Origin of the sequence: Stackebrandtia nassauensis DSM 44728 (assembly GCF_000024545.1) — a bacterium.
GTDB classification, from domain to species: Bacteria; Actinomycetota; Actinomycetes; order Mycobacteriales; family Micromonosporaceae; genus Stackebrandtia; species Stackebrandtia nassauensis.
In genome coordinates, this window is record NC_013947.1 from 2,087,896 (window position 1) to 2,112,584 (window position 24,689).

The following is a 24,689-nucleotide window of genomic DNA, read 5'->3' on the forward strand; positions in this document are numbered from 1 at the left end:
CCATCTCACAGCGGCCCGAGGGCCGTGGCTCGGGCACGTCGCCGCCTCGTTAGTCTCAAACCCGGATTTCGACAGTTGAGGGGATGACAGCGGTGCGTATCGCGAGAATTGCCCACGCCAGGGGCATGTCCTTTGCCACAGTGGAGGGTGAGGGGCCGGGTGCGACGGTGGCCGAGATCGACGGCCTCCCGTTCGGGGACCTGAGCCTGACCGGCCAGCGCTGGGCGCTGGAGGACGTCCGGCTGATGGCGCCGATCCTGCCCAGCAAGGTCGTGTGCGTCGGCCGCAACTACGCCGCGCACGCCGCCGAACAGTCCGCGCCGGTGCCCACCGAGCCGCTGCTGTTCCTCAAACCGTCCACCTCGGTGATCGGTCCCGGCGACGCGATCCGGCTGCCACCGCAGTCGCAGCAGGTCGACCACGAGGCCGAACTGGCCATCGTGATCGGGATACCGGGGGCGCGGCGGGTCACCACCCCGGCCGAGGCCGCCGCGGCGATCTTCGGCTACACCTGCGCCAACGACGTCACCGCCCGGGACCTGCAGAAGTCCGACAGCCAGTGGACCCGCGCCAAGGGCTTCGACTCGTTCTGTCCACTGGGGCCGTGGATCGAGACCGAACTGGACGTCTCCGACGTCGAGGTCCGTTGCGAGGTCAACGATTCGGTGCGGCAGTTGGGCCGCACCAAGGACATGACGTTCTCGCCCGCCACCATCGTGTCCTATGTGTCGCACGTGATGACGCTGCTGCCCGGCGACGTCATATTGACTGGAACGCCCGAAGGCATCGAGCCTATGGTGGCGGGAGATTCGGTAACCGTCTCGATCGAAGGCATCGGGACCTTGACAAATACGGTGGTCAACCTTGACTGAGGTACGCACTCGCTTCTGCCCGTCCCCGACCGGGGTCCCGCACGTCGGTCTGGTCCGCACCTACCTGTTCAGCTGGGCCTACGCCCGGCACCACGGTGGACAGTTCGTGTTCCGGATCGAGGACACCGACGCCGCCCGCGACAGCGAGGAGTCCTACCACCAGCTGGTCGACGCGCTGAGCTGGATGGGCCTGGACTGGGACGAGGGCGTCGAGAAGGGCGGCCCGCACGGGCCGTACCGGCAGAGCGAACGCACCGAGATCTACGCCGACGTCATGAAGCGCCTCCTGGACGGTGGCTATGTCTACGAGGCCTTCTCCACCCCCGACGAGGTCGAGGCCCGGCACCGCGCCGCCGGTCGCGACCCGAAACTCGGCTACGACAACTTCGACCGCACCCTCACCCAGGAGCAGAAGGACACCTACCGCGCCGAGGGCCGCAAACCGGTGCTGCGGCTGCGGATGCCCGACACCCCGATCACCTTCACCGACGGGGTGCGCGGCGAGATCACCTACGAACCGGGCAACATCCCCGACTTCGTCATCGCCCGCGCCGACGGTTCACCGCTGTACACGCTGACCAACCCGGTCGACGACGCGATGATGCGCATCACCCACATCATCCGGGGCGAGGACCTGCTGTCGTCCACGCCGCGCCAGATCGCCCTGTACCGGGCCCTTGTGGACCTCGGTGTCGCCGAGCGGGTCCCGCAGTTCGCCCACGCGCCGCTGGTGGTCGACGAGTCCCGCAAGAAGATGTCCAAACGCGACCCCCGCATGGACCTGCTCGCCTACCGCGACAAGGGTTACCTGCCCGAGGGAATCATCAACTACGTCGGCACGCTCGGGTGGTCCATCGCCGCCGACCGGGACGTGTTCACCCTCGACGAGATGGTCGCCGCCTTCGACCTGGCAGACGTCAACTCCAGCCCGGCCCGCTTCGACGAGAAGAAGCTCGACGCCATCAACGCCCACCACATCCGGCAGCTGGCGCCCGAGGACCTGGCCAAACGCCTCATCCCGGTGCTCCAGAAACTGAACCTGCTGCCCGACGAGCCCACCGCCGAACAGTTGCGGGTGCTCGCCGTGGCGACGCCGCTGGTGCAGGAGCGCACCGGCACCCTGGTGCAGGGCGCCGAGATGCTGCGGTTCCTCTACGCCGGTGAGGACTTCGCGCTCGACGAGGCCAGCGCCACCAAGACCCTCAAGGGTGACGCCGGTACCGTCCTGGACGCCTCGATCGAGGTGCTGTCGAAACTGGACGACTGGAGCACCGAAGCGATCGAGACCGCGCTGAAGACCAAGCTCATCGACGAGCTGGAGATCAAGCCCCGCAAGGCCTTCGCACCGGTACGGGTGGCGGCAACAGGCAAGACGGTGTCGCCGCCGCTGTACGAGTCGCTGGAACTGCTGGGCCGCGAGGTCAGCCTGGATCGCCTGCGCGCCGCCCGGGAACGCGTCGCGGAGAGCTGAATCCGTCCGACGGCACCCGAGACCACGGTCTCGGGTGCCGTTCGTGCAAGGTCATTGCAAGGTTTCGCCGCCCGCGCGCGGATACGTTTCCCGCATGAATGAGGGACCCGCGCAGACCGTCACCCCGATCGAGAGGATGTATCGGGCTGGCAAGGAGCTCATACCCGGGGTGGCGACGAAGGTGTCCGGTGCGGCGCAGTCGTTGCAGCTGGCGTGTCCGGCGATCGACGTCCAGACCGCACTCGCCGGTGACCCCAAGGGAATGCGTTCCATCCTGGAACTGTGCGAGGAACTGCATGACGCGCTGGGGCGGCTGACCGTGTCGCTGAACAACTGCGCCAGCGCCGTGGTGACGGCGGCCGACGACTTCGTGGCGACCGATGAGCGAGCGGCCAGGGATGTTCGCTCGGTCGACGCCGAGCTGCGGTCCGCCGTCCCGACCCCGGCCGTTGAGGTCAGCGAGATCGACGACCACTCCGCTCCCGGGGCGACGGTGGAGACGGTGCCATCCGACGAGAGCCCGAGCAAGACCCACGAAAAGCACATCGACTCAACGCCCGCTCCGGAAGACTTGCCCACGGCGGAGGAGAACCAGCGGGAGCGGGACGAACGGATCGACGACGTCGAACTGCCCGAAGGAGAGTGGCGATGACCACTTTCGACAAAGCCGCTTACGACGGCATCCTCGACGAGATCGAGAAGTACCTGGGTTACCTCAAGGGCAACGAGTTGGTCTTCGAGTACATGGAGGCCGTCCGGGAGAAGGTCGAAGCCACCGGCAGACCGCCCGTGACCCAGAAGAACTACACGACGCCCTGCGCCAATCCGGAGTTCACCTACCAGCCGCTCTACCACCTGCCCACCCTCGACGGCGGTGAAGTGCCGAGGGAGCTGGAGAAGAAGATCCACGCCAACGCCGACGCGTGCTGGCACAACGGGAAGACCTGGGCGGCCGGAATCGCCGGTCAGGCACGCGCGATCACCGAGCAGATCACCAGCCCCGACGTCGCCGAACTCGAAACCGCCCTCACCGCGTTGAAGGAGAAGGTGATGCAGCCCCTCGAACTGCTCATCGACTCCAACGCCGACCTCCCCGGGCCGTACCGGATTCCACTGCCCGACGGCGAGAACTCACTGGACGGGGACTGGGCGAACCTGAAGAACTTCACCAACACCTGGCACGGAACCGCCGCCGAAGAATTCCGAACCCTGCACGACAAGCTGAACTCCTACGTCGGCATGTACGCGTACTTCGCCGCGACGGCGGCACTGGAACTGGCGGCCGCGACCGACGTCATCGCCTCCGCCCAGCAGGGGCTGGTCATGTCCGTCAAGGACGTCCGCAAGACGCTTGTCGCCCAGCTCAAGGAGTGGCACGACACCGACAGCCCACCCGAGGACGAGGAGCTGTCGGTTTTCATGTTGATCGTCGAGCTCCTGCCGATCACGAAGGTGTACAAAGGCGCTCGTCTCATCGTCGAGGCCGTCGACGACCCGAAGGTGGTCATCGGTGTCCTGGCGGACATCAAGCGAACCATCGTGGGAAAGAGCTGGAAGGGCATCGAGAACGAGGGCAAGGAGCCGTTCGAGGCGGCGAACTCCGAAGTGGTGTTGAAGAGCCTGACCACGATGCTGCGACAGACCTACCTTCACGACTTCATGGAGGCGCTGAGCGAGCTGTCGGCGGCACCCGATGGTTCCCTGAACTTCGTCCGCTCGCTGCAGGACACCGGAATGTGGGCTCCCCCGACCGTGCCGCGGGGAAGTGTGCTGCGCGACGGCGACGCCTACCCGCCCGACGCGTGCCCTCCTTACGGTTCGACCGGCTCGCCGCGCTGACCGCGTCAAACCCCGCTCAGGTGGCGCGATCTGGTGATGAGCCGCCACGGTCCTTCCGCGTAGCGTGGTGCACGTCATACGCACCCGAGCGGAAGGAGCGGCGACGTGCTTGTCCGGCTCCTCGGTGGGGTGGAGGTCGCGGGCGCTGAGGGCCAGTGGCGGACGGTGCCCGGCAAACGCGCCGGTGTCCTGGCGGTCCTGGCCGTCGCGGCGGGCGAACCGGTGCCCGCCGACGAACTGGTGCACCGGGTCTGGGGCGCCTCGGCCGTCGCTCTGGCCGACGGCGCGGTCTACCCGCACATCACCCGGCTGCGGGCGACGCTGTCACCGGCCGGACTCACCATCTCCCGGGCTCGCGGCGGCTACGTCCTCGACCTCGACGCCGACCAGGTCGATCTACTGACCATACGGGCGCTGGCCGTGCGGGCCCGCGAGGCCGCCGAGACGGGGGAGGACGCGAAGGCGCTCACCGCCTGGCAACGGGCCACCGCGCTGTTGCGCGGCGAGGCGCTGGCCGGGGTCGATGGCGACTGGGCCGAGCGGTTCCGGCAGAGCTTCGGCGGCGAGGCGCGGTCGCTGCTGGCCGAACGCTACGGCTGGGAGCTGCGCTGGGGCCGCCACCACGCCGTCGTCGACGAACTGCTGGCCGCCATGGTCCGGTACCCGACCTGCGAGAGCCTGGCCGAGCACCTGATGCTGGCCCTGTACCGGTGCGGTCGGCAGGCCGAGGCACTGGCGGTCTTCGATCGCACCGCGCGGCTGCTGCGGGACCGGCTCGGCGTCGACCCTTCCGAGTCGCTGCGAAGGCTGCACCGCCGGATCCTCAACCAGGATGCCGGACTCGCCGCCCCCGAACCGATGGCGTTCAAGACAACCACGTCAGAAACAACCACAGTAGACGATGCCCCGGCAGACACCGTTGTTCCGGCGCAATTGCCCGCCCCACCACGCGCCTTCGTCGGACGCGAATCCGAACTGGCGGCCCTCAAACGCGACGCGGACCGCACCTCGGTCCTGATCCTGGACGGCATGCCCGGCGTCGGCAAGACCGCGACCGCGGTACGTCTCGCCACCGAACTGGCCCAGCGATACCCCGACGGACAGCTGTTCCTCGACCTGCACGGCTACTCCGGCGACGTCCCGGCGGTCGAACCCGCCGAGGCACTGGTGCGGCTGTTGCGCGGCCTCGGCGCCGAGGCGGACCAGATCCCGACCGGCCTTGACGAACGCTCAGCGGAGCTGCGCACCCGGCTGGCGGGCCGTCGGGTGCTGATCCTGCTCGACAACGCGGCCACCAGCGCCCAGGTCCGGCCGCTGCTGCCGGGCGGGACCGACTGCCTCACGATCATCACCAGCCGCCGCCGGTTGCCCGACCTTCTGGAGGCGGCACCGGCGTCGCTCGACGTCCTGGAACCGGAGGAGGCGGTGCGGCTGCTGGTCGCCGCGGTGGACGACCCGAAGCGGGTCGCCGAGGACTCCGCCGACACCGCCGCGATCGTCGAGGTCGCCGGTCGGCTGCCACTGGCGATCCGGCTGATCGCGGCCCGGCTGCGCAACCGCCGCAACTGGACCGCCGGGTTCATGCTGGGACGGTTGCGGGACGAGACGATCCTGAGTGAACTGTCCGCACAGGACGTCGCTGTGGCTTCGGCGTTCTCGATGTCCTATGCCGAACTGGACGATGGTCATCGCCGGATGTTCCGGCTGCTGGGCCTGTTTCCCGGGCAGGACTTCGATGCCACCTTCGCGGCGGCCTTGGCCGACGTCGCGCCGGAGGCGGCCGATCGGATGCTGGAGGACCTGGTCGACGCGCACCTGTTGCGCAGCGCCGAGCCGGGACGGTACCGGTTCCACGACCTGATGCGCCACTACGCGGCGACCATCGCGACCGAGACCGAGACGGCCGCCGAAGTCGAGGCCGCTCGGACGCGCTTGTACGACACCGCCGCGGTCATGCTGCGTCACGCTATTTCGCAGTACGACTCCTATGTGGGGTATTACCCAAGATTGATCGAAGCCGTCGACCCGCCCGAGTCCCCGTGGCGAACGCGGGCCGAGGCGTCCGCGTGGTTCGGCACCGAACTGCCCAACCTGAAGGCGATGCTGCGATCCGCCAACGAGCACCGGATGGACCGTCACTGCGCGGAGATGGCGGCGGCGATGTCGGCCTACTACAGCCACCATCATGCTGACCACGACCTGGACCGTATCGGGGAATGGGGTCTGGGCAGTGCCCGCCGGATCGGCGATCGGGAGTGTGAGGGCTACTTTCTCAACAAGCTCGCAGGGGCTTATCAGGCTTGGGGGGACGTCGGCATGGCCGAACGGCTCCACGAACAGGCGTTGGCCGTTCGGCGCGAGCTCGGCGACGCCCGCTATATCGTCTCCAGCCTGTCCAACCTCGCTCTCGTGCATGGGCACTCCGGCGAATATGACCGGGCTGTCGAGTTGCGCGGCGAGGCGCTCGCGCTGGCCGCCGACAATGGACTCGTCGAACTCGAACGGCTCATCTGCGTCTACATGGCCGGTTCACTGTGCGAGAGCGGCCGAATCGCCGAAGCCCGGCTTCAGTTGGAGCGGGCCGGGGAACTGCTGACCGGCTCCGATGACGCGTTCGCTCGGATGAGTCTCGACGCGCACTGGGGAAACGTGAAACGCGGTGAGGGCGATCCCGTCGAGGCCCAACGGCTTCATGAACGGGCGTTGGCCGCGTACGAGACCCACGGTCACTCGGTGGGACAGGTTCAGATGCACTCCGAGATCGCCAGCGACCTGATCGCGCGGGAACTGTGGGACGAGGCGTGGAAGTCCTGCGTCACGTCCATGGAATTGCTGGGCGACACCGAACGTCCCGAGCTGCGGGCGGAGAACCTGCTGACGATGGCAGAGGTGTGCCTGGCACGCGGTCACGACGAGGACGCGTTCGAACAGCTCAGCGCGGTGGCGGACCTCGCCGAGAGCCGCGATTCGGCCGTGCTGCGCGCCAAGGCCGACTGGGGCCTGGCCCGGGTCGCGTCCGCCAAGGGGGACAACGAAAACGCCGTCCAGCACGCCGAACGAGCCCTCGCCTACTACTCCCGCTTCGACACACCCCGCACCGAAGCCATCCGCCGCTTCCTGTCCCAGCCCTGACCCTCAGACACGCCGGACGGGCGTCCTCCACGATGGAGAACGCCCGTCCGCTGTCGTCCTAACGCTTCGACCCGCGCTTGGCCTGCAGTCGCTGGATCAGCTCCCGCTTGGCGGCCATCGGGTCGTGGCCGTGCTTGCCGCCGCCGAAACCCTTGCCGCGCAGATCGTTCTTCGACAGTTTGCGACGTTGTCCGCCAACGCCGAGCATGTCGTTTCCGCGTCCCTTGCTCATCTGATTCTCCTGAAAGTCGTGAATGTTCTGGGCGAGTGGGGATCTCAGGTCGTGTTGCGAATCAGCATTGCGGTCCTCCAAGGTTTCGAACTTCCAAGACGAGACGGTTCGTCTCGCTTGACTTGGACACTAACATACATGAGACGAAACGTCTCGTCTAGAATATTTCCTATGACGGAGGCCACCCGAAAACCCGACGCGTCCCGGCGCAGCCAGCGCTCCCGCGAAGCCATCCTCACCGCGGCCATGGAGCTGATGGCCGAGGTCGGCTACGCCAAACTCACCATCGAGGCGATCGCGGCCCGCGCCGGAGCCGGGAAACAGACCATCTACCGGTGGTGGCCCACCAAGAGCGCGGTGGTCCTGGACGCCTTCCGGCTCAACGCCGAGACCCAGGAGGACGAGGTCGACTTCCCCGACACCGGCGACCTGGACGCCGACCTCAGGATCGTCATGCGCGCCATCGCCGACGAGTGCAACAACCCCCGCTACGACGGCCCGGCCCGCGTCATGATCGCCGAGGCCCAGCACGACCCCGAGTTCGGTGCCGAGGCCCGCGAGGCGTTCCTGCTGCCCGCCATCACCGCCACCAAGGAGCGGCTGCGGTCAGGCCAGCGGGCCGGGCAGCTGCGCGCCGACGCCGACCTGGACGTGGTGGTGGAGCTGCTGTTCGGCCCGATCCACCACCGCTGGCTGCATTCGACCGCGCCGATCACGCACGCCTACGCCGACCAGATCGTCGACTACGTGCTGGCGGCCGTCAGGCCGTGACGGCTACGGCAGCCGCTTCTTCCAGTCCAAGCCGGTCACCGCGATGCGATGTTTGACCGAACCGTTCCATTCGGTGGTGAACCCGGCTTCGGTGAGGGCGGCGACGACCTCCCGCCCGACCGCCGCGCCGTGCTCCGGGTCGCGGGAGTAGGTGCCGTAAGCCAGCAACAGGTCTCCGTCGACGGCCCTCGCGGTGTCCTGCGAGTGGAAGAACACGTAGCCGTGATCGCCTTCGGCGGCTTCGCCACGGATCTCGCCGGGGCCGCAGGTCATGCAGCAGGAGAAGTTCATCCGAGCGGTGACGCCGCTCGCGTCCAGGCGATCGAACACGGCCGTCAGCCGGTCCACATCGGTCACCGCGGGCCAGGACTCTTGCTCCGCCAGTCGATCTCGCCACATCGGCTTCAGTAGCGCCGTCACCTGTGCCTCGGTGATCGGTTCCTCGTCCAACTCCTCGGCGTGCGGGAACTCATCCTCGACGCCTTCCCAGACGTCCTGCGTCAACTCGGCGAAGGTCGTGAAACCCTCGTCGATGATCTCCTGCGCGTATTGCCGTATGTACGCGGTCTTCTTGTCGTCCAGCGGTGGGACGTCTTCGGCTTCGGGGGAGTTCATCGCAGTCGCTTCTTCCAGTCCAGGCCGACGACGCGGATGCGTTGCCGGATCGATCCGTCCCATTCGGTGCTCAGCCCCGCCGCCTGCAGGGCCTTGACGACCTCCTGGCCGACGGCCTCGCCCTCGACGTCGTCACCCGCGTGTGAACCGTAGGCCAGGTACAGCTCGCCGCCGACGGCGTTCTCGGTGTCCTGGTAGTGGAAGAACACGTAGCCGTGGTCGCCCGCGGCCCGCTCGGCGGCGATCTCCCCGGTGCCGCAGTTCATGCAGCAGCTGAAGTGCATCCTGGCGGTGACGCCGGAGTCGTCGAGCTGCGCGAAGGCCGCCGCGATCCGGTCCACATCGGTGACGTCGGGCCAGGAGCGCTGCTGCTCCACCCGTTCGATCCACAGTGGTTCCAACAGGATCTCGGCCTGCTCGATGGTGACCGGCTCGTCGCGTTCGGCGCAGTCCGAGATCTCCTGCGCCATCGCCTCGAAGCTCAGGAACCCCTCGTCGAGGTAGCGCCGGGCCCGTTCGGTCGCCGACCGGGCCGCCGCCTCGCTCAACGGCGTCACCTCCACGTCCGGATGCAGATAGCTCGGTCGCCAGTCCACTCCGGACTTCCACTCCGGTTCCCGGCGGGCCCACACCGAGAAGACCAGCGCGACGTCCTCGGGATCGCTGATCTCGGTGTCGTACTGCTGCGCGCCACCGTCCCGGTACTCCACATTGAAGGGATTGTCCTCGTCCCGGTAGACCTGGATGAACTCCCGGGGCGCGTACGGAACCCGTTCCAGGACCAGGAAGTGGTCACCCTCCCCGCCGATCCGGCGGATCATCGCGGTCAGATCGGCGGCGCTGGGGCACAGGACCTCCGGTCCCGATTGCGGACGGACCCGGATGGGCATCTTGTCGCCGGAGGCCTGGGGTGGGGAAACCATGGCCGGATTATGGCACCCGAAGCCGGGAGGCTACCTGCGCCACGGCCGCCGCCGGTCCGCCAGGATCTGCCGAACCACGTTGCGGCCCGGGATCCCGGTGACGCCGCCACCGCCGTGGGTGGAGGATCCGGCCTGGTACAGGCCCTTCAGCGGGGTGCGCAGGTCGGCGAAACCGGCCGCCGGACGGGCGTGGAACAGCTGCCCGGGGGTGAGCTCGCCGTGGAAGATGTTGCCGCCCACCAGTCCGTACTCGGTCTCCATCTCGTGCGGGCCGATCACCTGGAAGTCGATGATGGAGTCGGTGAAGCCCGGCGCGATGGCCTCCATCCGGGCCACGGCCCGGTTGGCATAGTCGCTCAGGCCCTCGGCGTCCGGTTCGGACGCCCAGGTGTGCGGCACCCACTGCGTGAACATCGAGACCACGTGGTGCCCCTCGGGTGCCAGCGAGTCGTCGAAGACGCTGGGAATGCACACGTCGGCGAACGGGAACTCGGCGGGTTTGCCGGAAACCGCCTGCTGGTAGGCGTTCTCGATGTCGTCGAGCGACTCGGCCAGCACGATCGTTCCACCATGGACCCACGGGTCGAACTCGGGGTGACTGGTGAAGGTGGGCAGCTTGTCGACCGCGAGATTGATCTTCACGGTGCCGCTGCGGGTCTTCCAGCGGTTGATGTCGGCCAGGAAGTCGTCCGGCAGTTCCCCGGCGTCGATGAGGTCGGTGAAGGTGACGCGCGGGTGGGCGGTGGTGATGGTGGTGGCGGCGCGCAGCTCGTCGCCGTTGTCCAGGGTGACGCCGATGGCGCGTCCGTTGTCGACGTTGATGCGCGCGACCCGGGATGCCGTGCGGATCGTGGCCCCGAACTGCCGGGCCGAGCGCGCCAGCGCCTGCGTCACGCCGCCCATGCCGCCGCGCGGGAAGCCCCAGGCGCCGGTGTTGCCGTCGCCGATGTCGCCGATGTGGTGGTGCAGCATCACGTACGCGGTGCCCGCCGAGCGCGGGCCCGCCCAGGTGCCGATGCAGCCCGACACCGCCAGCAGGCCCCGCAGCGCCTCGGACTCGAAGCGTTCCTCGATGAGGTCGGCGATGCTGTCGGTCATGATCCGGGTGATGTCGACGGCCGCGCGGGTGTCGATGCCGCGCAACTGCTTCAGCAGCCCGGCCTGCCGCACCAGGTCCATCGGACGGCGCGAGCCCAGCTTGGGCGGGATGCGTTCCAGCAGCGGCCCCAGCAGTCCGCCCAGTTGCGACAGCCAGGCGTCCCATTCCTCGTAGGCGTCGGCGTCCCTGGCCGAGAACTCGGCGATCTTGGCGTGCCGCTCCTTCGGATCCTCGGGCAGGCTCAGGTAGCCGCCCTCCCGGCGGGGCGCGAAGTACGGCCCCTGTGGATAGACGTGGTAGCCATGCTCCTTGAGGTTGAGGTCGGTGACGAGGTCCTGCGGCAGCAGGCTGACCACGTAGGACAGGCTGGTGACGGTGTACTGGGGTCCGAAGGGGTGTTCGCTGACGGCCGCCCCGCCGACGACCTCGCGGGCCTCGCACACGCACACCTTCAGCCCGGCCTTGGCCAGATACGCCGCCGCGACCAGGCCGTTGTGCCCGCCACCGACCACGATCACGTCAAAGTCGCCGTCCACGTGGCCTCCTATTGACGAGGGCGATCAAAGTGTTCACGGGCGCAGATCCCGTAATCGTGTCAGGCATGACCCAGACGGTCAAGCGCGCGTGTGCTCGTATCCGAGGGTCGTCGTACCCTAACGGTAGGTTCGCGTGCGTGACCACTTTGGCAGCCCAAACCTCGCGTGTCCGGTATGCATATCGGCTGCGGGTGTCATCTAGCGCGCGGGCAGCGTTGTTGGGTGAGTGGGGGCGCTGTCGGTGGGTGTGGAACGAATCGGTGGCCCGGTCGAAGAAAGCTCACATCGAGGGTGAGGAATGTGGTCCGGCTCGATTGTCCAAAATGCTGACTACTGCCCGTGCAAGAGTGGCGTGGTTGCGTGAGGGTTCTAGCGTCGTGCAGCAGCAGGTCATTCGGGATTTCGCAAAGTCTCGTGCCAAGGCGCTAGCAGACATCAAGGCTCGTGTGCCGGTGTGGCAGCGGGCGGGGAAGCCTCGGTACAAGAAGAAATATGTGTCGCGGCCTAGCTTGAATTACACGCGGCATGGTTTCCGCATTAAGGACGGCCGCTTGTATTTGGCTGGTGGAATCGGTGTGGGCGTGGTGTGGTCGCGGGAACTCCCCGGCGAAGCGTCGAGTGTGCGCGTGTACCGGGACAGTGTCGGGCACTGGTACGCCTCCTTCGTTGTCACCACGGCCACCGAAGCCCTGCCCTCGACTGGGCGGGATATCGGTGTCGACTGGGGAGTCCGCGAGATCGCGACTACCACATCAGATGACCACGACCTTTCCCACGCGCAGTACGGCAAGACAGCAGCGGCGAAACTCGCTCGCTATCAGCGGATGATGGCTCGACGCAAACCGGAGCGGGGGCAGCCCGGGTCAAAGAGATACCGACATGCCAAACAGCTGGCGGCGAAGACGCATAAGAAGGTGGCCCGGCAGCGGCAGGACACGGCGCGCAAGTGGGCGAAAACCGTCGTGCGCGATCACGATCGGATCGCGGTTGAGGACTTCAAACCCAAGTTTCTAGCGAGATCGACGATGGCACGTAAAGCCGCTGATGCGGCGATCGGGGCCGCCAAACGCGAACTCGTCGTGATGGTGGCCAAACACGGCCGCCGACTAGTCCTTGTCCATCCCGCGCATACCACCATGGATTGCGGTCATTGCGGAGCAAGAACCAAGCACGCACTGCCACTGTCCCAGCGCACCTACACATGTATCGCGTGCGGAGCAGTATCCCCCAGGGATAAGAACTCCGCGCGCGTGATGCTTATCCGGGCTGGTTTCCTCCCGGCTGGTGTTGATCGCATAAGACCCGCCCAACCGTTGGTTGGCCAGGCAGCGTGAGCCAGAAATCCTCACCCTCCCGGGAGAGGAGGATTCAATACTGCATTATGCCGATACACTGGACGCTGCGTGGTAGCCCGAAATTCGGCGGCCTTCGCGGCCCGGCGCCGCTAGGGTCATGGCCATGCAGATTCCCGTCTATCCCGCCAAGCCCGAACCCGGTGACCGGGTCGCCGTCGTCTCGCCCGCCTCCGGTCTGCCGGGCATCCTGCCGCTGCCGTTCGAGCTCGGGCTGGAGCGGCTTCGCGACGTCTTCGGGCTGGTGCCGGTGGAGTACCCGACCACCCGCAAGATGGGTTCCAGCCCCGCCGAACGCGCGGCTGATCTGCACGCGGCCTTCGCCGACGAGTCCATCAAGGCGATCGTCACCAGCATCGGCGGCGACGACCAGATCACGGTGCTCAAACACCTGGACGCCGACGTGATCCGCGCCAACCCCAAGCCGTTCTTCGGCTACAGCGACAACACCAACCTGCACGCCTACCTGTCCAGCCTGGGCATCGTCAGCTACTACGGCGGCGCCGTCATGACCGAGTTCGGACGCGCGGGGGCGCTGCACCCGATAACGGAGGAGTCGCTGCGCGCCTCGCTGTTCGACTCGGCGGAGTTCACGCTGCGTCCCTCCCCGGACTTCACCGACGTCAACCGGCCCTGGGAGGACCCCGCGACCTTCGACTCCGAGCCGGAGATGTTCCCCTCGGAGGGCTGGATCTGGCGCAACGCCGATTCCGTCGTCAATGGACGAACCTGGGGCGGTTGCCTGGAGATCGTGGCCTGGCTGGCGATGGCCGACCTGGCGATGCCGCCGCTGGACTACCTCGACGGCTCGGTGCTGTTCTTCGAGACCACCGAGGAACTGCCACCCGACGAGGAGGTGTTCCGGATCCTGCGCAACCTCGGCGAACGCGGCATCCTGGGGCGCTGTTCCGCGCTGCTCATGGGCCGGGCCAAGGGCTGGTCCTTCGACAAACCCCACGACGACGAGCAGCGGCGCCAGTACGTCGACGCACAGCGGGAAGCGGTCATCAAGGCGATGGACGCCTACGCGCCCGGCGTCATGACCGTCTTCAACGTCGAATGCGGACACACTGACCCGATGTCGATCCTGCCCTACGGTGGACAGATCACCGTGGACGGTCCGGCCCGCGAGATCACCGTCCGATACTGAAACCGTGGTTCACGGCGGCGTCGGGAACGTCGCCGTGAGCCACGAGGGTTCCGCGTCAGGGCAGTAGCACGACCTTGCCGATGGTGTCGTGGTTCTCCAGCGCCGCATGGGCTTGCGCGGCCTGCTCCAGCGGGAAGGTCTGGGTGGCCGGGTCGAGCCGACCCTCGGCCAGCGCGGCCAGTGACTTTTCCTCCAGGCTTCGGATCCCGCCGGGCCGCTTCATCATGAACGGACCCAACGGCGAGTCGACACTGATGGACCGCTTCGCCAGCTCCTCCTTGGACGGCTGGTCGGCCTCGTCGAGCCCGCCGCCGTAGGTGACGACCCGGCCGCCGTCGGCCAGCAGCCCGAAGGAGTCCCGCGCGACCGAACCACCGCGCCCACCCAGCAACGCCACCGTGATCTCCTTGTCGCCCAAGGCTTCGCGAACCTTCTCGGTCCAGTCCTCCTCGGTGTAGTCGACGGCGACGTCGGCGCCGTTGTCCCGCACCCGCGCGGTCTTGTCCGGTCCACCGGCGGCACCAACGACCGTCGCGCCCAGACTGCGCGCGTACTGCACGATCAGCGTCCCGATGCCACCCGAGGCCCCGGTGACCAGAACGACGTCCTCGTCGGTCACCTTCGCCATCTCCATCACGCCCAACATCGTGCGGCCGGTGCCGATCATGGCCACCGCCTTGTCGAAACCGGTGTCCGGCGCCAGCCGGTGCACCGCGTCCACGTCGCGCACCGCCAGTTCGGCGTACCCGCCCGGAGCCATACCCAGGTGTGTCACCACCGGCGCTCCCAACCAGGACGTGTCAACTCCCTCGCCAAGCGCCTCGACGGTCCCGGCGACCTCGCGGCCGGGAATCGTCGGCAGCTGCGGCGGCTTCATCACCGCGCCGTCGTAGGTTCCGGCGCGCAGCACCGTGTCGATCAAGTGCACGCCCGCGGCCGCCACCCGGATCCGGACCTGGCCGGGGCCGGGCTCGGGATCGGGCACGGTCTCGTACCTGAGGTTCTCCGCCGGACCGAACTCGTACAGTCGAACAGCTTTCATCGAAGGACTCCGTCAGTTGTGATGGTGGGTACTCGCACAGTTTTGAACATCAAGTTAAGTTGAAGTCAATGGTCAGTGGGCTCCGCCACTCAACGGGTAACAACATTTCCGTCTAGTGGCAGAATTCGACCGTGACAGACACCTCTCCGGTATTCAGCCCGTCCCGCACCGCCACCGGGACCCTCGTCTTCATCTCCGGACAACTGCCCGTTGACGTCGACGGCACCGTACCCCCCGACATCGCCGCCCAGACCAAACTCGTCCTGGACAACATCGAGACCAAACTGGACGAACACGGCCTCGACTGGACCGCCGTGGTGAAACTGACCTACTTCCTGCGCGACATCGACGACCTGGAGGCGGTACGCGAGATCCTGCGCTCCGTCCTGCCGCAGCCGCGCCCGGCCGCGTCGCTGGTGGAGGTCAGCAACCTCGTCAACCCGCACTGCAAACTCGAGATCGACGCGATCGCGCAGGCGAACGCCGCCTAACGACCATGACCGAGATACGGCTCGACGACGAGCCGGACGAGGCCGCCGACGGCGGCGAGCGGTCGCCGGGATCGCCACGGTCGCGGTGGATCACCGCCTACGCCGTGGCGCTCGCGGTGCTGGCCGTCGCCGTCGTGTCGTTCGTCGAGGTCGTCGGCGGCGACCCCGACGACGTCGTGACCGACTACCTCGGCGCCCTCCGCGACGGCGACACCACCGAGGCCCTGGAACTGGCGACGGTGAAGCCGAAGCAGGGCGACCCGCGCGACTCCTTCCTGCGCGCCGACGCGTTGCGCGCCAACTGGCGGATCACCTCGGTCGAGACCCGCGTGCAGTCGAGCAAACGAGCCATTGTGGACGCGTCGATCGCCGGGCCGGACGGTCGCCGGGACGGGCTGTTCCGGCTGGAGTTGTCCCGGGCCGGGAAATGGCGGATCACCAACCCCTTCGTGCCGCTGTATCTGGCCCGGCCGCCGGTGCGCTCCGGCGACGACCGGGAAGCGGTCAGCCTGAGCCTCAACGGGGTCACGGTGACGATGCGTGACCACGAACCCGCCAGTGGCGTGACCGAGACCAGCGGAATCCAGTTGCGACTGTTCCCCGGCACCTACGCGTTCTTCGACGGCGACGAAATGGTGCGGGCCGTCGACGCCACCCGAACCTGGCTGCCGCCTGGCGACAGCAGTTCCTTCGTGCCGTACACGCCGTGGCTGGAACTGACCGACACCGGTGCCGAGCTGGCCGAGGACCGTGTCGGCGAGATCCTGTCGGAATGTGAGAACCGGACCGAGCGGCTTCCGGACGGTTGCCCGTTCGGCACCGACGCGAAGATCGAACTGGACGGTGACGAGCACGCGATCGACGGCGACGCGGTCACCTGGAAGCTCGACGACGACCTGGAGCTGTTCTACGCGGATTCGGGGCTGGGGTACTTCCAGCCCGTGGTGCGACGGCCGGTGGGCGTCGCACTGACCGCCACCGTGGACGGCGAGACCAAGAGCGTCGAGTGTGACTTCGACTGGGCGATGCTGGGGTTCCGGTTGTCGACCGAGGCGGCCCTGGTCTTCACGTATCCCTACGAAACCCCCGACACCTGCCCCTAGAAGCCGAACACCGTCCAGTCATACAGGACGTACACCTCGATGGCGTCCGGATCGGCGTCCTCGGGCCAGGTCTCGAGTGCGAAGTCGTGTCGAGAGGACCCCGGTGGCACCGTCGCGTTGAAGTCCGAGGAGAACAGTCGGGTGCCGCCGACCAGATTCCCCGCCTCGTCCCGGAACAGCGCCTGAAACGTCGGCGCCAGCAGCGTCATGTCATAGGACGATTCGAGGCCGACCCGCAGCGAGTCGTCGTCCTCGCGAACCCGGACGTCGACGGCCTCGACCTCGCCGATGTCCTCGCGGGCGGGGTACCAGTCCGAGACACCCGGACTCACCGAGACCTCCTCGGCGACCGGTTCGTCCAGGTGAATGGTCCCGGTGATACCGAGCCGGACTCCCGGCGGGATCACCTGATCGGTGACGCCGTCGTTGACGTCGTTGAGCTCGGCCGGTCGTCCGGCCTCGTCGCGCACGTCGAAGTCGAGCCGGGGGACGACCGCGTCGACGCGGCTGGTGTTCTCCACGACGACACTCACCGCGTAGCCGATCTTCCCGCGAACCTCCGGTTCGGACAGTCGCGCGAAACCCCACTCCCGCACCCGCACCGTACCGTCGTCGCGGGATTTGGCCCGCGCCTCCCACGGGTTGGCGGCATCGAGCCGCTCACCGACCCGGTCGACCTCGGCCTGCGAATCCGGTGCCCGGGGGTGGTTGCGGGCCGCGACGGCGAGTCCGGCGGCCAGCAGCAGGATCGCGACGACGCCCGCGACCCCGGCCCGAGCGGCGGGCCGGGCGGTGCGATACCGCTCCAACAGCCCGCCGAGTCCGGTCACCGCCGCTTCCACTCATCGGCCAGAATGGACCACACTTCGGCGTCGACGAAATCGCCCGCCGTGTTGACGTACGCCTGCCGCAGCGTCCCGTCCAGCCGCATCCCCAGCCGCTGAGCCACCGCCCGGCTGGCCACATTGGCCGGTTCGCAGCGCCACTCGACCCGGTTCATGCCGCGCTCGTGGACCGCCCAGTCGATCATGTGGACACAGGACTTGGTCATCAGCCCGCGCCCGGTCACCTCCGGCGACAGCCACGCCCCGATCTCGCACACCTTGTCGGCGGTGTCGAAGATCCGGAACACCACGCCGCCGACCAGCCGTTCACCCTGCCAGATGCCGTACATGTGAAAGGCGTCCTCGACGCGTTTGAAGGCCCGGTCGTACAGCCACTTCTTGGCCGCCTCCTCACCGGTGACGATCTTGGCCCAGGGCAGCCACGGCGAGATGAAATCGCGGGCCCGGTCGAGGAAGTCGGCGAACTCGCGATGGTGCCAGGGTTCCAGGCTGCGCAGTTCGAAACCGTCGCCGAGGGGGTGGGAGAGCATGGACATCCTCCGATTCACTGTGAGAGCCGCCGGTTCGCCTGCCGCCGGGTCTCGTCGGGAAGCTCTGGCGCGGTAAGGATCTCAGGCAGCAGCGACCTGTCGGTCATCAGTGCCCGAAACACCGTCGACACGGTGACGCCGTGCTCGGGGCGCGACTCGACGGTGATGTCGTCCCCGGCCCGGATCTCGCCCGGCTCCACAACCGACAGATAGGCGCCGGTACGGGCGGCGGCGGTGAAGGTCTTCAGCCAGCCCTTCTCGTCCATCCAGCCCCGAAACGTTCCACACGGGACTCGCGGGACGGTGACCTGCAATACGACGTCGGCGCCGATCCGCCAGCGTTCCCCGACCACGGCGTCGCTGACCACCAGTCCCTCGGTGGTGAGGTTCTCCCCGAACATGCCCGGCCGCAGCGTGCGTCCCAGCTCGGTCTCCCAGTACCCGTAATCCTCCTGGGAGTAGGCGTACACGGCCTGGATGTCACCGCCGTGGTGCTTGACGTCATAGACCCGATCGCCCGCCAGGCCCACCGCCCCGGTGCCCTTGGGCCCCGGGGCCGCGACCGCGACGGGTCCCTCGACCGGCCGCTTGTCGATACCGGTGCGATCGGCACCCGACTTCCACGGATTGTCGCGCACCTTGCCCACGTTCACCGAAATCAGCCTCACAGATGCCGAGGCTAACCGGCGATCGCGCCGTCCGCTAACTAAATCTGGTAGGTGCGCCGCACGCTGGAGCCGATCCGCGAGATGTCGGCGCCGTAGACGTGCAGCGAGATCGCCTTGTGGGCGGTGGCGTTCCGCACCTTGTGGATGTCGCCGGGCGGGGCGAACCCGCACACGGTCCCCTGGGGGTTGACGACGTCCGCCGTGGCGACGAGCCTGGCGGGGGAGCCGGGAACCAGCCGGTATCGTCGTTCACTCTCCTGTCCACGGTGGACGCCGGTGACACACCAGGAGACGTGGTCGTGTACGGGGGTCTGGTGCCCCGGCAGCCACACCAGCGCCAGGAGCGAGAAGCTGCCGTCGTGTTCGGCGTGCAGCAGGTGCTGCCGGTAACAGGACGGGTCGCCGACGCACTGCTCGTCGGTGAGCAGCCCCGGCGCCCCCATGTGCGGCGCCAGCCGATCGGCGACCAGCTCGGCGGTCTGCTGCGGCGGCAGTCCCCGCGAGACCGCCTCCCGGACGCGGCCGACGAGGTGTGCCAGCCGCGCGGTGACCTCGGGTGCGCGAAACGCTGTGGTGGTCGACATACCCGATATCCTGGCTCGCGACCGTCCACGTTGTCGACAACGGTTTCTTGGCGCCCACCCAAGCTTCGCTTATAGTCAGCAGCCGGTCCGGTTGGCCGCCGCGACCTTGAGCTCGTCGACGAGGAGCGACGTCGCCGGGATGTCCCGATGCTCGCGCAGCAGGTAGGCGAACACCTGCCGCCGCGACGCCGGTTCCAGCGCCCGCACCGCGATGCGGCGGTGCCGCAGGAAGTTGAACACCAGCCCCGGCATCATCGCGATGCCCAGCCCCCGGGCCACCAGGCTCTGCACCACCAGGTTGTCGTCGGTGGTGAACGCGATCCGCGGCGCGAACCCCTGCTCGGCGCACTCGTGCAGCAGGTTCGCCCGGCACCGCAGGCAGCCCGCGATCCACCGTTCCTGCGACAGTTCCGCCAGCTTCACCGTCTGCCGCCGCGCCAGCCGGTGCCCCACCGGCAGCACCACCGTGAGCTGGTCCTCCAGCAGCGGGATCTCGACCACCTCCTCGGGCACCGCCTCCCGCAGCCCCGGATAGGTGAACGCCAGCGTCACGTCGCATTCGCCGTGCACCAGGCGGTGCAGCGACTCGGGTGGTTCGTCCTCATGCAACTCGACGTGGACGCCCGGATGGCTGGCCGTGATCCGGGCCAGCGCGTCGGGCACCAGGGTCGCGCTGGCACTGGGGAACGCGCACAACCGCACCGTCCCGGCTCGCAGACGGCTGTAGGCGTCCATCTGCCCGTGGGCGTCGGCGAGGTTCTCCAGGATCACCTCGGCGTGTTTGGACAGCGCCTGCCCGGCCTCGGTCAGCCGCATCCGGCGACCCACCCTTGTGAACAGAACCGTTCCGGCTTCCCGTTCCAGCGCCCGCATCTGCTGTGTGATGGCGGGCTGGGTATAGCCCAGTCGACGCGCGGCGGCCGAGTACGAGCCGGTGCGAACCACCTCTCGAAAGGTCCTCAACTGTCGCGGGTCGAACACACTGTGAACTATAAGCGGAATCTATCGACCGGGGCTAATTCGTTGAGTCAGCTTGGGTTCGGCCGACCAGCCAGCATAGACTTCCCCGGTGACCGGGGAAGACTGGAAGAGCATCGTCGACAAATACGCGCTTGTGGACAACGACCAGGTACTGGCGTTGAACAAACCCACCGGCATCTCGGTGATGGGAGAACGCCACGACACCGACGTGGCCCGGCTGGCGGCCGAGGCGGGGGACAAGTTGCACCCGGTCCACCGCATCGACAAGGCCACCTCGGGCCTGGTCCTGTTCGCCCGCGACCTGAAATGCCACGGCGTACTGACCCGCCAGTTCAACAAGCGCACCGTCGACAAGACCTACCTGGCGGTCGTCAACTCCGCCGAGGTCCCCGCCGCCGCCCGCATCGACCTGCCACTGAGCGTCGGCCGCAAGAACCGGGTCCGGGTCGCGGCACCGCGCGAGGCCATCACCAACACCGGCACCGACTGGACCGTCCCCGAGACCGACGTGTTCACCCACGTCAAGACCTACCCCTCCGTCACCGAGTACGACACACTGTGGACGGGCGACGGCCTGTCGCTGCTCGCGGTGCGCCCCATCTCCGGGCGCCGCCACCAGATCCGGGTTCACTTGGCGTGGACCGGATTTGCCATCACCGGCGACTCCCTGTACGACAAGAACCCCGCCACCCGGATGCTGCTGCACTCCTGGCGGCTGGCCGTCGAAGCCCCGTGGCTCGGCGGCGAGCGCACCACGCTGGAGGCCGCCCCCGGACCGGACTTCTGGGAACCGCTGCCCGGCGTCGACGCCGCGACCGTCCTGCCGGGAGTCACACCCGATCAGCGGCGATGAGCAGGTACTGGAAACTGCCGCTGCGGTACGCGTCCAGGAAGGTCTGCTCGATCCCCGTCGCCACCGCGGACTTGGCCCGCAGCTCCCAGTAGGGGATGGTCGCGGCGGTGAGGTCCCGCACCGCCACCGGCACCAGCCGGTTGGCCGCCAGCTCCCGGAAATAGGTGCTGCGCGGGTGGATGTCGCAGATGTAGTGGGCGTTGATCTGGCTGACCGCGCGTGACGGCAGGCCGTAGACGTCGTTGTAGCAGCCGGTGACGCACACGTACCGGCCGCCGCGACGCAGCATCCGCGCGTACTCCGCGAACAGCAGGCTCAGGTCGACGTACATGGTGGACTCGTTGTTCCAGATCGCCGCGAACGCCGACGACTCGAAACCGGTGTCCAGCATGTTCTTCAGGTGGAACCGCACCCGGTCGTCCACGCCGCGCTCGTCGGCCTGCCGGTTGGCGAAGTCCACCTGGGACTCGGAGATGGAGACCCCGTCGACCCGGCAGCCGAACCGTTCGTTGGCGAGGAAACTGGAACCGCCGCGCCCCGAACCGGAGTCCAGCAACCGGTCCGTCGGCCTCACGGGCCCCAGGTGACTGAGCAGCAGCTCCGCCTGCGCGCCCTCCAAACGGTGCAACTCCCGGATGACGCGCTCCTCCCGGGTCTCGGCGGGACCGTCCAGAACCGACATGTCGGCTTCGCCGATGCCGTAGTGGTGATGGAAGACGTTGTCCACCTCGCCCAGCCGGAGGTTGACCGGGTTCTTCTCGGCGTTCCAGTAGTCGGCGACCGAGTTCTGGTATGGACTCAACGCTGTCGGGACACTCATGGGTTTCAACCTTTCACGCGGCGTCTGAGTTGTCGGACTCTTGCTTGTGGTACCGGCGGGAGGTGGCGTGCCATTCCTTGCCGCCGCCCATCCAGTTCCACACTCCAGTGAGGAATCGGGCCAGCATCGGCGTGTGGTTCGCGCTCAACAGCGCCGACTCCGACTCCACGAACCGGACCAGTTCGTCGTGCAGTTCGGCGGTGCGGTCCACCGCCTCCTGAAGCGTGCAGCCGTCCTGCGCGACCAGCACTCCCGGAAGGCTGTAGTCGAAGCCGTTGATCTCCTTCTCCTTCTCCAGCGAGTACAGGTCGTTGACCAGCACGCTGGCGACCCCGGCGGTGGTGAACACCCGTCGCACCCGGGGATCGGCGTACTCGAAGACCGGCACCTCGTAGCCACCGACGACGTCGGTGAGCACCATGCAGGGGCAGAACGCGTTCTCCCACCGGTGCAGCAGGAACTCCCAGGTCGGCGGCACCCGCTCGGTGATGTGCCACTCGGCTTCCTGGTTGTAGGCGACGAACATGACGGCCAGCTCGTGGCGCAGCCGGAACACCTGGGTGTGGCTGGCGTAGCGGGCCAGGTTCTTCCACGCGGAATGGATCATCCGCAGACACAGGTCCTCGCGGATCCGTTCCTTGACCGGTTCCCGGTACGGCGGCGGCGGAACCCGCGCCGGGGCCATCGCCGCGTACGCCAACGCCAGCCGTGGGCCCAGCCGTTCGGGTTCCGGCTCGGCGGAGTCGCCGTCGAGGTACAGGTCGTCGACCGACCACTCCGCCACCGCGCACTTCGCGGCGGCCAGCAGCCGGTCGGGGTCGTCGCAGTCGGGGTGCGTGAGCATGATCAGCCGCCCGTACCCGCACTTGCCGAGCTTGTCGACGTGTTCGTCCGGCAGCCCGATCTCCTCGCGACCCCACACGGCCAGCCGCCGGTCCACCTCGGCGCCGAGCGCCGCGTCGTCGCGGACCGCGTCGGGACAGTACAGTTCCGGGACCGTGACCGATCCCTTCGGGGTCGGCGACGCCTTGCCCGCGCTCCCCGCCGCCTTCGGCGGCGGCACGCTGAACAGCCGGGCCAGGTCGGTGCCCAGACCGACCGGCCCCGTGGGCAGGACCCGCGCCTGCGTAGTCATGGTGTTCTCCTCCCGGACGAATGCGCTGCATCCCAACGGATCAAGACCTATCAGTCCGAAGGGGTCCGATTCGCGTGGTCGCGGGGGAGGAGTTGTCAAATTCGGGCCGGAGTTTTACCACCGTCTCGTCGGCGGGCCTTGGCAGACGCCACCGCCGGGGACTTGACTGATAGTGACGGCTCGACAGACGAACACGAAGATCGGTGGTGCTCACCCTCATGACCTCCGTTGACGACAACGCCAATGTGGAAGCGACCGAGTCCCCGCAGCTGAGTCTCAGCACCGCTGCGGCCCGCAACCTGGCGACGACGACCAAGACCGTGCCCCAGATGCAGGGCATCTCCTCGCGCTGGTTGCTGCGGCTGCTGCCCTGGGTGCAGACCAACGGCGGCACCTTCCGGGTGAACCGTCGGCTCAGCTACGCCGTGGGCACCGGACGGGTCCAGTTCTCCAACGTCGGGGACCGGGTCCAGGTCATCCCGCCGACGCTGTCGGAGTTGCCGCTGCTGCGTGGATTCGACGACGAACCCACCCTCGAGGCGATCGCCGGGGTGCTGGAACAGCGGGACTTCGAGGCCGGTCAGGTCATCGTGTCCGTCGGGGACACCATCGACACCGGATTCCTGATGGCGCACGGCAAAGCCAGCAAGATCGGCACCGGCAAGTACGGCGACGACACCAAACTGGGGATGCTGGCCGACGGCGACTACTTCGGCGAGGACATCCTGCGCCCCGAACCGGGACGCTGGCCGTACACCGTCAAGGCGGTGACGCCGTGCACCCTGCTGGTGATGCGGCGCGACGCGCTGCGGGGCTTGGTCGACAACTCCGAACCGCTCAACGAGCACATCAACCGGCTGCTGGCGCTGCCGGACCTGCCGCGCAACGACGACGACGAAGCGGCCATCGACCTGGCCGCCGGGCACGACGGCGAACCCGACCTGCCGGGGACCTTCGTCGACTATGAACTGTCCCCACGGGAGTACGAACTCAACGTCGCCCAGACCGTGCTGCGGGTGCACAGTCGCGTCGCCGACCTGTACAACGACCCGATGAACCAGGTCGAGCAGCAGCTGCGGCTGACCGTCGAGGCGCTGCGGGAACGGCAGGAGAACGAGATCGTCAACAACCCGAGCTTCGGGTTGCTGGACAACGCCGATCTCAAGCAGCGCATCAGCACCGACACCGGTCCGCCCACTCCCGACGACATGGACGACCTGCTGTCCATCGTGTGGAAGGAACCGGGTTTCTTCCTGGCCCACCCGCGCACCATCGCCGCCTTCGGGCAGGAGTGCAGCCGCCGCGGCATCTACCCCGACGCGGTCGAGGTCGCCGGGCACCGGCTGCCCGGCTGGCGGGGCGTGCCGATCTACCCGTGCAACAAGATCCCGGTGACCGAGGGCGACGTCAGCTCGATCCTGCTGATGCGCACCGGACAGGAGAACCAGGGCGTCGTCGGTCTGCACCAGATCGGCCTGCCCGACGAGTACGAGCCCGGGCTCTCGGTGCGGTTCATGGGCATCAACGAGAAGGGCATCATCTCCTACCTGGTCAGCACCTACTATTCGGCGGCCGTTCTGGTACCCGACGCCCTCGGCGTCCTCGAAAACGTCCAAATCGGACGACCGGCCGACTGACGACTCCA

General features: G+C 67.8%; 24 protein-coding genes. 12 read left to right on the plus strand and 12 right to left on the minus strand.

Annotation, left to right across the window (positions count from 1 at the left end):
- Positions 1-92: 92 nt before the first annotated feature.
- From SNAS_RS09730 to SNAS_RS32615, 5 genes are all read left to right on the plus strand, one after another.
- On the plus strand, positions 93-872 hold the full coding sequence (locus SNAS_RS09730; RefSeq protein ID WP_211207434.1) for a fumarylacetoacetate hydrolase family protein: 780 nt from the start codon (positions 93-95) through the stop codon (positions 870-872).
- Entirely contained in the window at positions 865-2,343 is a 1,479-nt protein-coding gene (gene gltX / locus SNAS_RS09735; RefSeq protein ID WP_013017237.1) for a glutamate--tRNA ligase, read from the plus strand. The genes SNAS_RS09730 and gltX overlap by 8 nt, the downstream gene beginning before the upstream one ends.
- Before the next feature lie 94 nt (positions 2,344-2,437).
- Positions 2,438-2,995 carry a hypothetical protein gene (locus SNAS_RS09740; RefSeq protein WP_013017238.1) on the plus strand — a complete coding sequence of 186 codons (558 nt, stop codon included), beginning with the start codon at positions 2,438-2,440 and terminating at the stop codon, positions 2,993-2,995.
- Positions 2,992-4,182 carry a hypothetical protein gene (locus SNAS_RS09745; RefSeq protein WP_013017239.1) on the plus strand — a complete coding sequence of 397 codons (1,191 nt, stop codon included), beginning with the start codon at positions 2,992-2,994 and terminating at the stop codon, positions 4,180-4,182. Before SNAS_RS09740 ends, SNAS_RS09745 begins: the two co-directional genes overlap by 4 nt.
- Before the next feature lie 105 nt (positions 4,183-4,287).
- Positions 4,288-7,314, plus strand: coding sequence for an AfsR/SARP family transcriptional regulator (locus tag SNAS_RS32615; protein WP_013017240.1), 3,027 nt, complete (start codon positions 4,288-4,290; stop codon positions 7,312-7,314).
- A 58-nt stretch (positions 7,315-7,372) separates the two neighbouring features.
- Here SNAS_RS32615 and SNAS_RS35705 read toward each other — a convergent pair whose 3' ends face one another.
- Positions 7,373-7,546, minus strand: a complete 174-nt coding sequence (locus SNAS_RS35705; protein WP_013017241.1) for a DUF6243 family protein — start codon at positions 7,544-7,546, stop codon at positions 7,373-7,375.
- Between the two features lie 171 nt (positions 7,547-7,717).
- Here SNAS_RS35705 and SNAS_RS09755 point away from each other — a divergent pair, with 171 nt between their 5' ends.
- Positions 7,718-8,317, plus strand: coding sequence for a TetR/AcrR family transcriptional regulator (locus SNAS_RS09755; RefSeq protein WP_013017242.1), 600 nt, complete (start codon positions 7,718-7,720; stop codon positions 8,315-8,317).
- A 3-nt stretch (positions 8,318-8,320) separates the two neighbouring features.
- Here SNAS_RS09755 and SNAS_RS09760 read toward each other — a convergent pair whose 3' ends face one another.
- Genes SNAS_RS09760 through SNAS_RS09770 form a run of 3 tightly spaced genes read right to left on the minus strand, consistent with a single transcriptional unit; the run spans position 8,321 to position 11,490 of the window.
- Complete coding sequence (locus SNAS_RS09760) at positions 8,321-8,932, minus strand: DUF6891 domain-containing protein (protein ID WP_013017243.1); 612 nt, start codon at positions 8,930-8,932, stop codon at positions 8,321-8,323.
- Complete coding sequence (locus SNAS_RS09765; protein WP_013017244.1) at positions 8,929-9,855, minus strand: DUF6891 domain-containing protein; 927 nt, start codon at positions 9,853-9,855, stop codon at positions 8,929-8,931. Before SNAS_RS09765 ends, SNAS_RS09760 begins: the two co-directional genes overlap by 4 nt.
- A 30-nt stretch (positions 9,856-9,885) precedes the next feature.
- A complete protein-coding gene (locus tag SNAS_RS09770) occupies positions 9,886-11,490 on the minus strand; it encodes a phytoene desaturase family protein (RefSeq protein ID WP_013017245.1) in 1,605 nt (534 codons plus the stop codon).
- Positions 11,491-11,627: 137 nt separating this feature from the next.
- Between SNAS_RS09770 and SNAS_RS33905 the strand changes: the two genes are divergently transcribed.
- Entirely contained in the window at positions 11,628-12,824 is a 1,197-nt protein-coding gene (locus SNAS_RS33905; RefSeq protein WP_013017246.1) for an RNA-guided endonuclease InsQ/TnpB family protein, read from the plus strand.
- 124 nt (positions 12,825-12,948) lie between these two features.
- Positions 12,949-13,992, plus strand: a complete 1,044-nt coding sequence (locus SNAS_RS09775) for a S66 family peptidase (RefSeq protein WP_013017247.1) — start codon at positions 12,949-12,951, stop codon at positions 13,990-13,992.
- Positions 13,993-14,047: 55 nt separating this feature from the next.
- Here SNAS_RS09775 and SNAS_RS09780 read toward each other — a convergent pair whose 3' ends face one another.
- A complete protein-coding gene (locus SNAS_RS09780; protein ID WP_013017248.1) occupies positions 14,048-15,034 on the minus strand; it encodes a zinc-binding dehydrogenase in 987 nt (328 codons plus the stop codon).
- 131 nt (positions 15,035-15,165) lie between these two features.
- Here SNAS_RS09780 and SNAS_RS09785 point away from each other — a divergent pair, with 131 nt between their 5' ends.
- Positions 15,166-15,525, plus strand: a complete 360-nt coding sequence (locus SNAS_RS09785) for a RidA family protein (protein WP_013017249.1) — start codon at positions 15,166-15,168, stop codon at positions 15,523-15,525.
- Positions 15,526-15,530: 5 nt separating this feature from the next.
- Positions 15,531-16,628 (plus strand): hypothetical protein, encoded by a 1,098-nt coding sequence (locus SNAS_RS09790; protein WP_013017250.1) that lies wholly within the window; start codon positions 15,531-15,533, stop codon positions 16,626-16,628.
- Here the strand turns inward: SNAS_RS09790 and SNAS_RS09795 are convergent.
- The 5 genes from SNAS_RS09795 to SNAS_RS09815 all read right to left on the minus strand — a co-directional run bounded on the left by SNAS_RS09795 (position 16,625) and on the right by SNAS_RS09815 (position 20,236).
- Complete coding sequence (locus SNAS_RS09795) at positions 16,625-17,458, minus strand: hypothetical protein (protein WP_013017251.1); 834 nt, start codon at positions 17,456-17,458, stop codon at positions 16,625-16,627. The genes SNAS_RS09790 and SNAS_RS09795 overlap by 4 nt on opposite strands.
- Complete coding sequence (locus SNAS_RS09800) at positions 17,455-18,003, minus strand: GNAT family N-acetyltransferase (protein WP_013017252.1); 549 nt, start codon at positions 18,001-18,003, stop codon at positions 17,455-17,457. Before SNAS_RS09800 ends, SNAS_RS09795 begins: the two co-directional genes overlap by 4 nt.
- 14 nt (positions 18,004-18,017) lie before the next feature.
- Positions 18,018-18,671, minus strand: a complete 654-nt coding sequence (locus tag SNAS_RS09805) for an MOSC domain-containing protein (protein ID WP_041624717.1) — start codon at positions 18,669-18,671, stop codon at positions 18,018-18,020.
- A gap of 38 nt (positions 18,672-18,709) precedes the next feature.
- Positions 18,710-19,255, minus strand: a complete 546-nt coding sequence (locus SNAS_RS09810; RefSeq protein ID WP_013017254.1) for a cysteine dioxygenase family protein — start codon at positions 19,253-19,255, stop codon at positions 18,710-18,712.
- Positions 19,256-19,330: 75 nt separating this feature from the next.
- Positions 19,331-20,236: a LysR family transcriptional regulator gene (locus SNAS_RS09815; protein ID WP_013017255.1), complete on the minus strand. Its 906-nt coding sequence runs from the start codon at positions 20,234-20,236 to the stop codon at positions 19,331-19,333.
- Between the two features lie 88 nt (positions 20,237-20,324).
- Between SNAS_RS09815 and SNAS_RS09820 the strand changes: the two genes are divergently transcribed.
- Positions 20,325-21,089: an RluA family pseudouridine synthase gene (locus SNAS_RS09820; protein ID WP_013017256.1), complete on the plus strand. Its 765-nt coding sequence runs from the start codon at positions 20,325-20,327 to the stop codon at positions 21,087-21,089.
- Here the strand turns inward: SNAS_RS09820 and SNAS_RS09825 are convergent.
- The gene (locus SNAS_RS09825; protein ID WP_013017257.1) at positions 21,067-21,909 is read right to left on the minus strand and encodes a geranyl diphosphate 2-C-methyltransferase; all 843 of its coding nucleotides are present in this window, start codon (positions 21,907-21,909) and stop codon (positions 21,067-21,069) included. The genes SNAS_RS09820 and SNAS_RS09825 overlap by 23 nt on opposite strands.
- Before the next feature lie 13 nt (positions 21,910-21,922).
- A complete protein-coding gene (locus SNAS_RS09830) occupies positions 21,923-23,044 on the minus strand; it encodes a family 2 encapsulin nanocompartment cargo protein terpene cyclase (protein ID WP_013017258.1) in 1,122 nt (373 codons plus the stop codon).
- A gap of 218 nt (positions 23,045-23,262) precedes the next feature.
- Here SNAS_RS09830 and SNAS_RS09835 point away from each other — a divergent pair, with 218 nt between their 5' ends.
- Positions 23,263-24,681 carry a family 2B encapsulin nanocompartment shell protein gene (locus tag SNAS_RS09835; RefSeq protein WP_013017259.1) on the plus strand — a complete coding sequence of 473 codons (1,419 nt, stop codon included), beginning with the start codon at positions 23,263-23,265 and terminating at the stop codon, positions 24,679-24,681.
- Positions 24,682-24,689 lie beyond the last annotated feature (8 nt).

Excerpts from the sequence above, each read along its gene's own strand:
- SNAS_RS09800 (WP_013017252.1), bottom strand. The coding sequence starts at position 18,003 with ATGCTCTCCCACCCCCTCGGCGACGGTTTCGAACTGCGCAGCCTGGAA.
- SNAS_RS09810 (WP_013017254.1), bottom strand. The coding sequence starts at position 19,255 with ATGTCGACCACCACAGCGTTTCGCGCACCCGAGGTCACCGCGCGGCTG.
- SNAS_RS09740 (WP_013017238.1), top strand. The coding sequence starts at position 2,438 with ATGAATGAGGGACCCGCGCAGACCGTCACCCCGATCGAGAGGATGTAT.
- SNAS_RS09755 (WP_013017242.1), top strand. The coding sequence starts at position 7,718 with ATGACGGAGGCCACCCGAAAACCCGACGCGTCCCGGCGCAGCCAGCGC.
- SNAS_RS09780 (WP_013017248.1), bottom strand. The coding sequence starts at position 15,034 with ATGAAAGCTGTTCGACTGTACGAGTTCGGTCCGGCGGAGAACCTCAGG.
- SNAS_RS09760 (WP_013017243.1), bottom strand. The coding sequence starts at position 8,932 with ATGAACTCCCCCGAAGCCGAAGACGTCCCACCGCTGGACGACAAGAAG.
- SNAS_RS09775 (WP_013017247.1), top strand. The coding sequence starts at position 12,949 with ATGCAGATTCCCGTCTATCCCGCCAAGCCCGAACCCGGTGACCGGGTC.
- SNAS_RS09825 (WP_013017257.1), bottom strand. The coding sequence starts at position 21,909 with ATGAGTGTCCCGACAGCGTTGAGTCCATACCAGAACTCGGTCGCCGAC.
- SNAS_RS09830 (WP_013017258.1), bottom strand. The coding sequence starts at position 23,044 with ATGACTACGCAGGCGCGGGTCCTGCCCACGGGGCCGGTCGGTCTGGGC.
- SNAS_RS09765 (WP_013017244.1), bottom strand. The coding sequence starts at position 9,855 with ATGGTTTCCCCACCCCAGGCCTCCGGCGACAAGATGCCCATCCGGGTC.
- SNAS_RS35705 (WP_013017241.1), bottom strand. The coding sequence starts at position 7,546 with ATGAGCAAGGGACGCGGAAACGACATGCTCGGCGTTGGCGGACAACGT.
- SNAS_RS09745 (WP_013017239.1), top strand. The coding sequence starts at position 2,992 with ATGACCACTTTCGACAAAGCCGCTTACGACGGCATCCTCGACGAGATC.
- SNAS_RS09835 (WP_013017259.1), top strand. The coding sequence starts at position 23,263 with ATGACCTCCGTTGACGACAACGCCAATGTGGAAGCGACCGAGTCCCCG.
- SNAS_RS09790 (WP_013017250.1), top strand. The coding sequence starts at position 15,531 with ATGACCGAGATACGGCTCGACGACGAGCCGGACGAGGCCGCCGACGGC.